General features: G+C 72.3%; 11 protein-coding genes. 3 read left to right on the forward strand and 8 right to left on the reverse strand.

Features of this window, described 5'->3' with window-relative positions; genetic code table 11:
* Positions 1–315: 315 nt before the first annotated feature.
* On the reverse strand, positions 316–1,494 hold the full coding sequence (locus ACFW3D_RS25970; protein ID WP_500507599.1) for a GDSL-type esterase/lipase family protein: 1,179 nt from the start codon (positions 1,492–1,494) through the stop codon (positions 316–318).
* 75 nt (positions 1,495–1,569) lie between these two features.
* On the reverse strand, positions 1,570–2,139 hold the full coding sequence (locus tag ACFW3D_RS25975; RefSeq protein ID WP_500507601.1) for a TetR/AcrR family transcriptional regulator: 570 nt from the start codon (positions 2,137–2,139) through the stop codon (positions 1,570–1,572).
* Positions 2,140–2,616: 477 nt separating this feature from the next.
* Between ACFW3D_RS25975 and ACFW3D_RS25980 the strand changes: the two genes are divergently transcribed.
* Positions 2,617–3,357, forward strand: a complete 741-nt coding sequence (locus tag ACFW3D_RS25980) for a hypothetical protein (RefSeq protein WP_500507603.1) — start codon at positions 2,617–2,619, stop codon at positions 3,355–3,357.
* A 69-nt stretch (positions 3,358–3,426) separates the two neighbouring features.
* Here the strand turns inward: ACFW3D_RS25980 and ACFW3D_RS25985 are convergent, their stop codons facing one another.
* Complete coding sequence (locus tag ACFW3D_RS25985; RefSeq protein WP_500507605.1) at positions 3,427–5,553, reverse strand: SpoIIE family protein phosphatase; 2,127 nt, start codon at positions 5,551–5,553, stop codon at positions 3,427–3,429.
* A gap of 142 nt (positions 5,554–5,695) precedes the next feature.
* Positions 5,696–7,198 (reverse strand): MFS transporter, encoded by a 1,503-nt coding sequence (locus ACFW3D_RS25990; protein WP_500507607.1) that lies wholly within the window; start codon positions 7,196–7,198, stop codon positions 5,696–5,698.
* 73 nt (positions 7,199–7,271) lie between these two features.
* Between ACFW3D_RS25990 and ACFW3D_RS25995 the strand changes: the two genes are divergently transcribed.
* Positions 7,272–7,853 (forward strand): TetR/AcrR family transcriptional regulator, encoded by a 582-nt coding sequence (locus ACFW3D_RS25995; protein WP_500507609.1) that lies wholly within the window; start codon positions 7,272–7,274, stop codon positions 7,851–7,853.
* Positions 7,854–7,896: 43 nt separating this feature from the next.
* On the opposite strand, the gene ACFW3D_RS26000 is transcribed toward ACFW3D_RS25995, so the two are convergent.
* Entirely contained in the window at positions 7,897–8,658 is a 762-nt protein-coding gene (locus ACFW3D_RS26000) for an SDR family NAD(P)-dependent oxidoreductase (protein WP_500507611.1), read from the reverse strand.
* Between the two features lie 313 nt (positions 8,659–8,971).
* On the opposite strand from ACFW3D_RS26000, the gene ACFW3D_RS26005 reads away from it, so the two are divergent.
* A complete protein-coding gene (locus ACFW3D_RS26005; protein WP_500507613.1) occupies positions 8,972–9,151 on the forward strand; it encodes a hypothetical protein in 180 nt (59 codons plus the stop codon).
* A 104-nt stretch (positions 9,152–9,255) separates the two neighbouring features.
* Here ACFW3D_RS26005 and ACFW3D_RS26010 read toward each other — a convergent pair whose 3' ends face one another.
* From ACFW3D_RS26010 to ACFW3D_RS26020, 3 genes are all read right to left on the reverse strand, one after another.
* Entirely contained in the window at positions 9,256–9,819 is a 564-nt protein-coding gene (locus ACFW3D_RS26010; protein ID WP_500507615.1) for a hypothetical protein, read from the reverse strand.
* Between the two features lie 383 nt (positions 9,820–10,202).
* Positions 10,203–10,766, reverse strand: a complete 564-nt coding sequence (locus ACFW3D_RS26015) for a hypothetical protein (protein WP_500507617.1) — start codon at positions 10,764–10,766, stop codon at positions 10,203–10,205.
* A gap of 310 nt (positions 10,767–11,076) precedes the next feature.
* Positions 11,077–12,093: a LacI family DNA-binding transcriptional regulator gene (locus ACFW3D_RS26020; protein ID WP_500507619.1), complete on the reverse strand. Its 1,017-nt coding sequence runs from the start codon at positions 12,091–12,093 to the stop codon at positions 11,077–11,079.
* Between the last annotated feature and the right edge of the window lie 50 nt (positions 12,094–12,143).

Genomic DNA, 12,143 nt, shown 5'->3' on the forward strand with positions numbered 1-12,143 from the left:
TGGCTGCGTTGCCCAGGAACCTGCCGGCGTCCTGGAGGTCGGTGACGTGGTGCATCTGAAGGCCGTTCACGCCACGGACCCACACGGCGTCCATGGACATGTCTCCACCTCTCCGGCGATCGCCGTGTTCCGCGCGGCATGCCGTGCTGCCTGCCGGACTCTCGCGGGGCGGACCTCGGGTAGTGCTGCCCAGGGTGGATCCGTGCGGCAGGTGAGGCAAATCGATGGACCGCATCCCGCGATGGGGCGGGTCGATGGCAGTTGGATGACAGCCCTGCGGCCCGCCGCCGGACGGGTCGGCCGGCGGCGGGCCGGTCAGCGGTTCGCCGTGGCGAAGGGTCCGCTGCCGGCGAACACCAGCCGGGCGAAGTTCTCGCCGATGCGCCGGTGGCCCGCTGGGCCGGGGTGCACCTCGTCCGGCAATGGCAGTTCGGCGTAGTCGGCCGCCCCGTAGAGCTCGCGGCCGTCGAGGTGGTGCAGATGGGGGTCGTCGGCCGCCCGCCGGGCGACGATCCGGGCCAGTTCGTCGCGGATGACGTTGAGGGTCAGCCGGCCCGCGGCGCGTTCCGCCGGATCACCGGTGGCCCTGAACCGCAGGGTGCCGCCGTCGAATTCCGGTGCCAGCGGGCCCGGGGTGTCCTCCTGCACGGGGCACAGGAGGGGGGAGACCACCAGCAGCGGTGTCGTGGGATGCCCCTCGCGGACGATGTCGAGGAAGCCGTGGACCGCCGGGGTGAAGGCGCGCAGGCGCATCGCGTCGGTGTTGACGATGTTGATGCCGATCTTGAGGCTGATCAGGTCCGCCGGTGTGTCGCGCATCGCGCGGGCGGTGAACGGATCCAGCAGCGCACTGCCGCTGAAGCCCAGGTTGACCAGCTCGACTCCGCCCTCGGCGGCGGCCAGGGCGGGCCAGATGGCCGACGGATGCGCCGCGTTGGAGCCATGGCTGATGGAACTCCCGTGGTGCAGCCACACCTTGCGGCCCCGCGGTGCCGGCGCCTCGACGGGGGCGTCGGTGCGCAGGGCGATCAGCTCGGTGATCTCGTTGTGGGGCAGCCAGATCTCGATGTCCTTGTCCCCGGGCGGCAGTTCGCCGAACCGGGCGGTGCCGGGCGGCCCCTCGTGCAGTTCCGAGGCCTGGGTGACCATGTCGGTGATCTCCCGGACGTTGCCGCCGGCCACGGTGGCCTGGGCGGCGAGACGGCCGTCGACCAGCAGGTCGTACACGCCGTCCGGCGGTGGCGGGAAGCCCCGGTAGACGCGCTTGGTGGGCAGCGTGTCGAGTTCGACGGTGGTGGCCCGGGTGCGGAAGGCCAGCCGCACGCCGGACGGCTGCGCCTCCGCGATGGCCAGCTGCTCGTCCGGGATCTGCCGGCGTGCCGCGGCGGGCAGGCGGTGGGGGAGCAGCCCGTGGCGGGTGCGCTCCAGGTCGAGGGCGCCGTGCAGCAGCTCCTCGGTGACGGGAGTGGTGATCGGGTTCTGGTGCGTGTGCATGGTCCGATGCCTGTCCGTGGACGGTCCGCGGGCCGGGTGCCCGTACGTTCGGTGGGGAGGTGCCGGGATGCGCCCTCAGGACGCCGGCCGCCGGCTCAGCAGGGCGTCGAGCGAGTCCAGCGCCCATGACCAGGACTCCTCCGCGGTGACGGGTGTGTGGTCGAAGCCCCCCGCCAGCTCGAGGCTGACGTAACCGTGGAAGACGCTGCCCAGGAGGCGGACGGCGTGCGTCTGGTCCGGTTCCGGGATGTCGTAGCCGCGCAGGATGGCCCGCGTCATCTGGGCGTGCCGGACGCCGGCGCCGGCGGCGGCCGTCTCCGGGTCGAGCCGCAGCTGGGCCGCCGCGTAGCGGCCGGGGTGCTCCCGGGCGTAGGCGCGGTACACGTTCGCGAAGGCGACCAGGGCGTCCTTGCCCGCGCGGCCGGCGAGGGCCTCGGCCGCCCGGTCGGCGAGTTCCTCCAGGGCCAGCAGGGCGATCCGGGTCTTGAGGTCCTGCGAGTTCCTGACGTGCGAGTACAGGCTGGCGACCTTGACGCCGAACCGCTCGGCGAGCGCCGAGACGGTCACCTGGGCGAAGCCGACCTCGTCGGCGAGTTCCGCGCCCGCCCGGGTGAGGCGTTCCGTGGTGAGTCCTACGCGTGGCACAGCGCGCCTCCTTTATTCCGTAATGGATTATGCACATACCTAAAGACGTTAGGCAACATTCCGGTGAGCCGCACCGCGCGTGGTTGCCCGGCTACGTTCGGCTCACCCGGAGTGCGTCCCAAGTGACCATGTGTAACGGTCTACATGTGCGTCCGGGGTTCGCCTGGGCCGCGGGAACTGCCGGACGGCTTCGGCCGTCGTGTGACTTTCCGCCTCGCCCGGGGAGCCGAGGCCGACCGCCCGGGTACGTCTACCGCGGCACGGTCGGCCCCGGCCTCGTCCGGATCCCCGCACGAACGACAACCACTCACCAAGTTCTGCTGAAACGCGAAGGGTCACGCCTCGACGCCGCCCCGTCGTGCCTCGTTGCCGCGCAGTCGTGCGGCGCTCGGGCATGGGCAGCGCACCGGCCCCTTCGGCTACCCGGAAGGAATGGGTGTGAAGGCTCGTATCGGCTTGAGCCGGGGAAGGACGCTCGTGACCGTCGCACTGGCCACGATCGTCACCTCGGCCCTCACGGGATCGGTGTCCGCCGTCGCGGACGGACACTCGGGTGACTTCACGGGCTCCGGCCACTGGGGTGTCATCACCCGGAACACCGTCGGCTCTCCTGTCGCCGCCCTTCGGGACGGCCCGTTCGGTTCGTACGGTGTCACGGGATCCGTCTCCAGGCCGCCTTACGGCGACGGCAGCCTGGGCATCGAGGTGGCGGACGACTCCACCTCGCTCGTTCCCCCCAGCGAGAAGGTCGACTTCGGCAACGAGGTCGACTTCTACGGCAGCCGGGTCCGGGACCTGACCAGGCTCGGGTTCCACGTCTTCCAGACCGGCGAGAACGTCGGATACGGCGGTACCCGCAACCTGCCGAACATCAGAATCGAGATCAACCCGCGGCTCACGGCGAGCGACACCTACTCCACGATGGTGTGGGTCCCGCCCGCCGTCGCGGTGGTGAACCAATGGAGCGGGTTCCTCGACGCCACCGCCGCGACCGGTGAGTGGTTCCTCTCGGGCAACGAACTCGCGCCCCTGTGCACCCAGTCCAGCCCGTGCAACTTCACGACGCTGCGGAACGCGCTTCCGCAGGCGACCATCAACAGCGTCGCCGTCGGCAAGGGCCGTGACCACAACTGGGTGGGCGCGGTCGACGGCCTCCGGATCAACCGGTACGTGTACGACTTCGAGGCCGACGGCGTGCAGGCCCGCCGCATCGGCTGACCGCCGCGGCTTCCCTCCTGCACGAAGTCCGGGCCGCCGCCGGCAGACCCGGTGGCGGCCCGGGCGGTGTCAACCGCCTTTCCGCCGCGCCCGGATGAGCAGCAGGGCGATGTCGTCGCTGCGCGCGGGGGACTGCTCGGCCGGGTGCACCAGGGCGTCGGCGAGTTCGTCCACGGTTCCGGCCCCGGCGCTCGCTAGGCGTCCGGCGAGCGCGGCGATGCCGTCCCCGATGTCGGTGCCCGGAGCCTCGACCAGGCCGTCGGTGTACAGCGCGAGCACCGCACCGGGCGGCAGGGGGATGTCGGTCGGCGGGTAGGTCGCCGCCGGGTCGATGCCCAGGAGCAGACCCGGTGCCAGGTCGAGGACCTCGACGTGCCCGTCGGGGTGGCGCAGCAGTGGGGGCGGGTGCCCGGCGGTGGCCAGCCGGGCCCGGTGGTGCGCCAGGTCCAGCTGGACGTACAGGCAACTGGTGAACAGACCCGGATCCAGGTCGGTGAGCAGGCGGTTGGTGCGCGCCAGGACCTCGTCGGGCGGGGCGCCCGCGGTGGCGTGGACGGCCGTGCGGACCTGCCCCATCAGTGCCGCGGCGCTGACGTTGTGCCCTTGCACGTCGCCGATGGCCGCGCCCGCGAGGTGCGTGCCGAGACGGATGAGGTCGTAGAAGTCCCCGCCGATGCCCATGCCGAGGCCGGCCGGCAGGTAGCGGGCGGCGACGTCGAGCCCGGGCACGCGGGGGAGGGTCTGGGGGAGCAGACCCTCCTGCAGTCCCTGGGCGAGGCGGTGCTTGGCGTCGTAAAGGCGCGCCCGGTCCAGGGCCTGGGCGATCAGCCCGGCGGCGGAGGTGAGGACGGTGCGCTCCTCGTCGGTGAACAGGTGGGGCCGTTCGTAGGCGAGCACCAGCGAACCCACCGGACGACCCGAGGTGATCAGCGGCAGGAAGGCCCAGGAGCTCATGCCGTCCTGGTGGACGGCGGGCGGGTAGGCCCGCCGGAGCCCGGCGAAGGTCGGGAAGAAGCCGGGCGCGCCGGTGGTCATGGCACGGACGGCGGGGGTGTCCGAGGTCAGCGGGGCCGCGTCGAAGCGTTCCATGAGCTCGGAGGGGTAGCCGCGGTGCCCGATGATCCGCAGCCGGCCGTCCTCCGCCGTCATCAGCGCCAGCGCCTGCGCGCCGAAGGCCGGCAGGAGCTGGTCGGCGGCCTGGTCGGCGACGTCCCGCACGCCGATCGCCTCGGTAAGCGTGGCCGCCAGGTGCATCAGGTGGTACAGCACGGCGCCCCGCCCCGCTTCGGCGGGCGGCGCGGGACGCAGCACCCGCGCGGGGTCGGTCGGGAGGGCGGCGGGGACGATGCGGACACTGACCCCCGAGGAGCTCGGGTACAGGTGGAAGGACAGGCACGGGCCCGCCGGCGGCGAGGCGGTGAAGGAGGCCGGCTGCCTGCTGATCAGTGCGGCCCGGTAATGGTCCTCGACGACGGGTTCGTCCAGCCACGGCAGGGCCTTCCACAGGCAGGCGCCCAGCAGTTCGGTGATGTCCGTGCCCAGGAGGCCCGCGGCCCCGGTGGTGGCGAACAGGATCCGGCCGTCCAGGTCCAGCGTGCAGCAGCCGCCGGGGAGGCGTTCGGCGAAGTCCACCGCGGACCGTGCCTCGTCCGGCCAGGCCGCGCGCGGCCGCGCCGGCGGCAGTACGCGTGGCTCCCGAGGCGCGGCGAGCGGCCGGCCCTCTTCCTCGGCACGCCGCAGCAGCCGGAGCAGGTCGCGGCAGGCGCTGTCCATCGTGGCCCGCTCCCGCGGGCTCAGCCGGGGCGGGTGCGTACCGGGCCACTGCAGGACCAGCCCGCCCGAGGCGGTGTCGCCGTCCGTGACCGGGGCGGCGGCCAGCGCGAAAGGGTAGGGCAGCATGAGCGCGAGACGGGGGTAGGTGCGCGCCATCTCCTCCTGGCCGCCGACCCACACCAGGCGACGCTCGCGAACGGCGTCGGCCACCGGGGTGTGGTCGGTCAGCGCCACCCGCGTCCACGGCACGGCGGTCCTGCGGGAGACGCCGCTCAGCACGGCCAGCCGCAGGACCGGCTCCCCCGGTGGGAGCAGGTAGACCGCGCCCACGGACGCCTCGCTGTCCCGCAGCGCCCTGGCCAGGACGGTGTCCGGCGACATCGCCCCGAAGCCCGTAGCGGCCGTGGGAACCGCAGCGTCCATGCCCTCACCCTCTTCCGGAGGCGGCCGGGCAGCGGCCCGTCGGCGTGGCGCATCCACCTCATCAAGGATTACCCCATGTGTGCGTTTTGTGTCCGCGACGCCCGGACGCCCGGGTGTTCCCCGGGACGTTCCGGCGACCGGGTCACTCCGTGTGCTGGAGCGCCCCGCCCCGCGCGCCACCACGCCGGACGATCCCGCGCCGGACGGTCCGTCCGCGCGCGGGCCCGCCCGCGTCCACGGTGGCGTACGCGATCAGCGCGGCCAGGGCCAGGATCCCGGCGCCCCACCAGTAGGCGACCGAGTAGCCGTGCACCAACGAGCGGCCGGTGAGGCCGGCGGAGCCGCGATGGGAGGCCAGGTAACCTGCGGTGGCGCCGGCGGCCAGGGTGTTGAGCAGCGCGGTCCCGATGGAGCCGCCCACCTGTTGCGCGGTGCTGGTCATCGCGGACGCCACGCCCGCGTCACGCGCCTCGACGCCGTGGGCGCCCAGGCTGAAGGCGGGCATGAACGCCGCGCCGATGCCGGCGCCGACGACGATCTCGGCGAGTGCCACGGAGCCGTAGGAGGAGCCGGGGTCCAGCAGGGCCAGCAGCACCACCCCGGCTCCGGAGACCGCGAAACCGGTGCCCATCAGCAGGCCGGGGCGGACGCGGTGGAAGAGGCGGGCGCCGATCTGCGTGGAGCCGGCGGCCTGGGCGGCCGCCATCGGGATGAAGGCGGCGCCGCTCTGCACCGGGCTGTATCCCTTGACCAGCTGGAAGTAGTAGCTGAGGAAGAGGAACATCCCGAACATGGTCATGACGGAGAGCCCCAGGGACACATAGACGCCGGCACGGGTGCGGTCCCTGAGGACCCGGAGCGGCAGCAGGGGTGACGCCGACCTCGCCTGCACGAGGACGAACGCGCCGAGCAGGAGGGCGGAGAGGGCGAACATGCCGACGGTCGATCCGGCGCCCCAGCCCTCGCCCTCCGCCCGGGAGAAGCCGAAGACCAGGGCGACGGCGCCGCCGCTCGCCAGCAGGGCTCCGGGGACGTCCAGGCGCGCGCGCTCCGCGGGAATGCCGTGGTCCCGGACGGTGGTCAGCACTCCGGCGATGCCGACGGCGGCGATGGGGAGGTTGACGTAGAACCCCCAGCGCCAGTCGGCGTACTCGGTGAACACGCCGCCCAGCAGCAGTCCGACCGCGCCGCCCGCCGTGGCGATGGCGCCGTAGACGCCGAAGGCCTTGGCGCGTTCCTTGGTGTCGGTGAAGGCCAGCGAGATCAGGGCCAGGGCGGCCGGGGCGAGCAGCGCGCCGAAGGCGCCCTGGAGGGCGCGGGCGGCGAGCAGTGCCGGGAGACCGGGCGCCGCCCCGCCGATCGCGGAGGCCAGGGCGAAGCCGACGAGCCCGATGACGAACAGCCGCTTGCGCCCCCAGAGGTCGGCGAGCCGTCCGCCCAGGATGAGCAGCCCGCCGAAGGCCAGCCCGTAGGCGGTGATGACCCACTGGCGGCCGCCGTCGGTGAAGTGGAGGTCCTGCTGCGCGGACGGGAGCGCGATGTTCATGATCGCGCCGTCCAGGAAGACCATCAGCTGGGCGATGCCGATGAACAACAGGGCCGCCCAGCGCCGCGGATCGGGCGGCAGGGTGTCGTCGTGGGACATGGTCGTGCTCCTCGATGAAGGGGGCGGAGGGAAAAACTGGACCGTTCGTTCCTGATAGGCGTACACTCCGCTCATGGCACGCGTGAGGGAGTTCGACACCGAGAAGGCCGTGGAGGCGGCGATGAACGCCTTCCGCAGCAAGGGCTACGAGGGCACGTCCGTCCAGGACCTGGTGGACGCCACCGGCGTCGGCCGCGGCTCGCTGTACGCGGCCTTCGGTAGCAAGGAGGGGCTGTACCTGGCGGCCATGGACCGCTACCGGGAGCGGTACGCGCTGCCCCTGGTCGAGGTCCTGCGCTCCGGCGCCCCCGGTCGCGAACTGCTCCGCGAGGTGCTGGTCGCCGCGGTCGACGAGATCGCGCGGGACGGCAGCCGGCGGGCCTGCCTGATCGTCGGTGCGGCCATGGAGCGCGTCGCCCACGATCCCCGGGTCGCCTCGCACGTGGAGTCGACGACCGCCCTGCTGGAGGACGCGCTGACGCAGGTCGTCGCGCAGGCCCAGGCGGACGGCCAGGTGTCCGGCAAGCGTGACGCACGGGACCTCGCGCGGTACCTCGTCGTCACGATGCACGGTCTGCGGGTCATGGGGGCCATCGATCCCGACCGCGAGGCGCTGACCGCCGTCGTCGACGCCGCCCTGGACGCCCTCGACTGATCCTCCGGCGGCCGTTTCGCGCCTCGCGGCCGGGCTCCCGCCGTCACTGCGCGGTGAAGCCGCCGTCGATGGCCAGCGCGGCGCCGTTGACGAAGCGGCTCTCGTCGCTCAGCAGGAAGGCGGCGAAGGCGGCGACGTCCTCCTCCGCGCCCGGCCGCCCGGTGGGGATCCGCTCCAGGAACCGGTCCTCGATCTCGGGGTGGGCCTGGACGGCGGAGCGCCACAGCGGTGTGTCGATCAGCCCGGTCACCAGCGCGTTGACGCGTACGCCCGCCTTGGCGGAGTCGAGGGCCGCGGAACGGGTCAGGCCCACCACGCCGTGCTTGGCCGCCACGTAGGCCGGCATGCCCGCGTCGCCCACCACGGCCGCCGTCGAGGCGTTGTTCACGATCGACCCGCCGCCCGAGGCGGCGATCGCCGGGAGTTCGTACTTGAGGCTGTAGAAGACGCTGGTCAGGTTGGTGGCGATCATGTGGTGCCAGAAAGCGGCGTCGGTCGTGCCGAAGGTACGCTGGTTGTCGCCGCCGCCGGCGTTGTTGAACGCCCCGTGCAGACCGCCGAACTCGGTCACCGCGTGGTCGACGAGGCGGGCCACGTCGTCCTCGGCGGTGACGTCGGTCGGCAGGAAGTGCGCGCGGCCGCCCGCGGCCTCGATCCCGGCCACGGTCGCCTCGCCGCGCGCCTTGTCGCGCGCGCCGATCACGACGGTCGCGCCCTCGGAGGCGGCGCGCCTGGCGAAGGCGGCGCCCATGCCGGACGTCCCTCCGGTGACGATGACGACCTTGGATTCCAGACGGTTCGACATGTGTGCTCCCTCCGGTGCCCGCGGGCGGCCGGCGGCCGGCCCGGGGGTTCCCGTTCCGTGCGATGTGGGGTTCTGCGGGCTCCGGCCCTTGTGCCCCGGTGGGTTCCGCGGGGCGCGGGCCGTTCTTCCCGGCCTGCCATCGGAGGCTAACACAATCTGGAACGAACGGTAGGTAAAGAAAAGCCCACGGCGGAGAAGGCGCCCCGACACGGGCCGTCGTAGATTGTTCGCACGGATACGAGGGCGCGACGGACCGGAACGCCCGTGGTGCGCGTCGACCTCGGCGCCCCCTGACCGGAGCTTGGTGGTGACGGTGGAGTACACCAGGGACCATTTCGTGGTCATGCTGCGCAAGGCGGGCCTCTCGGAGGTCGCCGACGAGGCCGAGCGGGTCCTGCCCGACCCGGTCGAGGACCGGAGGATCGCGGCCTTCCTCGTGCCGTACGGCATCACGCTCGACCAGCTGGTCAGCAGAATGGGCGGCACGCTCTAAAAAACTTGAGGCGGAGGCGCGGGGCGGCCGTAGGGCTGGAAGGGAAAAGGCCGCCCTCACCACGGTGGTGGTGAGGGCGGCCCACTGGCGTCGTGCCCCGGTTGTCAGCCGGCGGTGGCGTCGAGCCATCGCCGGGCAGCCGCCTTCTCCTGCCTCGGCGTTCTCGGATAGTCCGCCTCCCATTCCGCCATCTTCCGAAGATCCGCGAGATCCGAGAATCCGGTCGCCAGGACGCTGCCGACCGCGGCGCTGTGCGCGTAGCAGAAGGCGACGACGTCTCCGGCCAGGGACAGTGCGGTGAACTCCGGTTCGCCGAAACCGCTGCCGAGCGCGGCGGCGGAACCGGCCCCCACCACGTCCCAGGATTCGGCCAGCCTGACGTGCGCCCACCACAGGTCGTTCCCGCCCTCCTGGAGCGGGACAGTGACCAGGAATTCCCGGTCGTCCCCGAAGAGGCCGCCTTCGCGGGAGAGCTCGAACCAGCCTTCGTTCGCCTGGGCGACAAAATCCGGGGTGTCGCGGCCGACGACCGAGCGCGGCCATTCGCCGGACGGCGGCTTGTATCCCGTGGCCATGTTGGCGAGCGTCGGCGGGATGAGGGGGAGTTCCAGGTCCATCAGGCACAGGAAGACCAGTCCGGCGGGGGCGAGTCGCCCAGCGTGGTCCATTGCTTCAACCTTTCTGCACAAAGCAGTGCACGGCACCCATGAGGGATGCCGTGCACTGCTTCTCATCTACTACCAGTGGTAGAGGCGTGGCGATGCGTAGTTGTGAACGCCGTTCCTCAGGGGGAAGACCTCGGGGAGTTCTTCTCGGTCGATCCCGAGACCCACGACCTCGTGGCCACGTACCGGGCGAATCCCAACACTCGCTGACGGTGAGGTTGTGAACCGTCGCCGCCAGGGCGGTCCAGCGTTGGACCGACCGATCGCGAGAGCGGTGATGGAGGAGGCGCTGAAACTCGAGGCGGAGGCGCGGGGGCGGCCGTAGGCGGTCTCTGGACGAACAGCGGGAGCCCCGACCGATGTCTCGGTCGGGGCTCCCGGTCCTTCTAGTGGCTGTCGAGCCAGCGGCGGGCCGCCACGCTCAGTGGCGTGTCGTCCGGCTCGCCCATGTAGTCCATGGAGCCGTCCGTCAGCGCCTCCGCCCAGCGGCGGAGGACCTGCGAACGGTGCGGCGCCTTCAGCACCGAGGTGCTGATGTCGTGCTCCCATGTCGTGGCGAAGCACAGCACGTTCCCGTCGAGCGACAGCATGCGGAACTCGGGCCGGTAGGGGGCACTGCCGAGCAGCCCGTCAGCACCCTTGCCCATGATGTCCCACTCGCTCTGCAGCTCGACGCAGTGCCACCGTGCGAGGCGGTCCTGGCCGGGGTGGAGCGCGATCAGGAACCTGCGGTCGGTCTCGGAGAAGAGTCCTCCTTCGACCGACAGCCGGTACCAGTCGGCGTTCGCCTTCTCGTGCAGCTGCGGATCGAGGAAGTCCAGCATGGCCTCGACGCGCCCGTCCTCGAACGGGACACTCGGCGCCTGTCCGGTGACGTTGGGCGGAATGAGCCCGTCGGGCGCGGTCCAGCCCTCCACGATGCGCAGCCCCGCTGCGGCCAGCGACATCATCGTGGTGATCCACCTCCATGGCTTGAGTACCAGCCTGGCGGTGGTTGGTTCCACCTGCCGGGCAGTCGCCCGGCGTACCCGTACTCGAACATCTGATTGTCAGGGTCGCCTCCCGCCGCGCCGATCCGCAAGCCCCCTGGGACGGACGACCGCTGCCAGAACTCCGCGCCCCGCTCAGTGACGCGGCGCGAACCGTCGCCTCGCCGGCTCCTTCAGCGCGGCCCGCCGCGCGAAGCACACGTACCCGGCTCGTTTCTTCGGCCCTCCGCGCGCACCGCCGGTGGGAGCGGAACGCGCGGCGCCCGGCGGGTCAGTGACCGCGGCCCAGGGTGGACTCGCGGACGACCAGGTCGAAGCCGGGCCGCACACGGCGCGGCGGGGCGTCCGGCGCCCCGGTCAGACGCTGCACGAGGCAGTTGACGGCCTGGCGGGCGATGGCCTTCTTGTCGGGGGAGACCGTGGTCAGGGTGATCGTTCCGTAGCGCCCCTCCTCGATGTCGTCGAACCCGACGAGCGCCACGTCCTCCGGCACGCGCAGCCCACGGGTGGTCAGCACCCGCAGGGCGCCGATGGCCTGGAGGTCGTTGTAGGCGAAGACCGCGTCCGGCCGGGCCCCGCGGTCCAGCAGGTCGGCCATCGCCTGGGCGCCGTCCGCCCGGCCGTACCCGGAGGCGGTGGCGACCAGGTCGTCGCCGTGCGGCAGCCCGCAGGCGGCCAGTTCCTCGCGCCAGCCGCGCAGTCTCAGGTGGGCCGGCTGCCGGGCGACCTCGCTGCGGGCGCCGATGAAGGCGATCCGCCGCCGCCCCGTTCCCGCCAGGTGCCGCACCGCGCTGCGCGCCGCGGCCACGTTGTCGATCACGATGTGGTCGTACGGGGCGTCGTACTCGCGCTCCCCGAGGAGCACCAGGGGTGAGCTGTCGGTGCGGGCGAGCAGGTCCGGCGTCTCCAGCTCGATCGGCGAGAGGATCAGCCCGTCGATCACATGGGTGCGGAAACCCTGCGTCACCAGGATCTCCTTGCGCCGTTCGCCCGCGGTGTGGTCGAGCAGCACGGTGTAGTCGTGGCGCGCGGCGGCGTCGATGACGGCACCGGCCAGTTCGGCGAAGTAGGGGTTGCCGAGCTCCGGCAGGGCCAGCGCGATGATGCCGGTGCGGCCCTTGCGCAGGTGCCGGGCGGTGAGGTTGGGCAGGTAGCCCAGTTCGTCGATCGCCTGCTGGACCCGCGCGCGCATCGCGGGTGTGACGTGCGGGTAGCCGTTCACGACGTTCGAGACGGTCTTGATGGACACTCCCGCGCGCTGCGCGACGTCCTTGAGGCTGACGCCCACGGCGCTCCCTCCGGGTTGGGCCGGTGCCGGAGGGCCGCGCGCGGTCCACC

This window comes from Streptomyces sp. NPDC058864 (genome assembly GCF_042742985.1).
Lineage (GTDB): Bacteria > Actinomycetota > Actinomycetes > Streptomycetales > Streptomycetaceae > Actinacidiphila.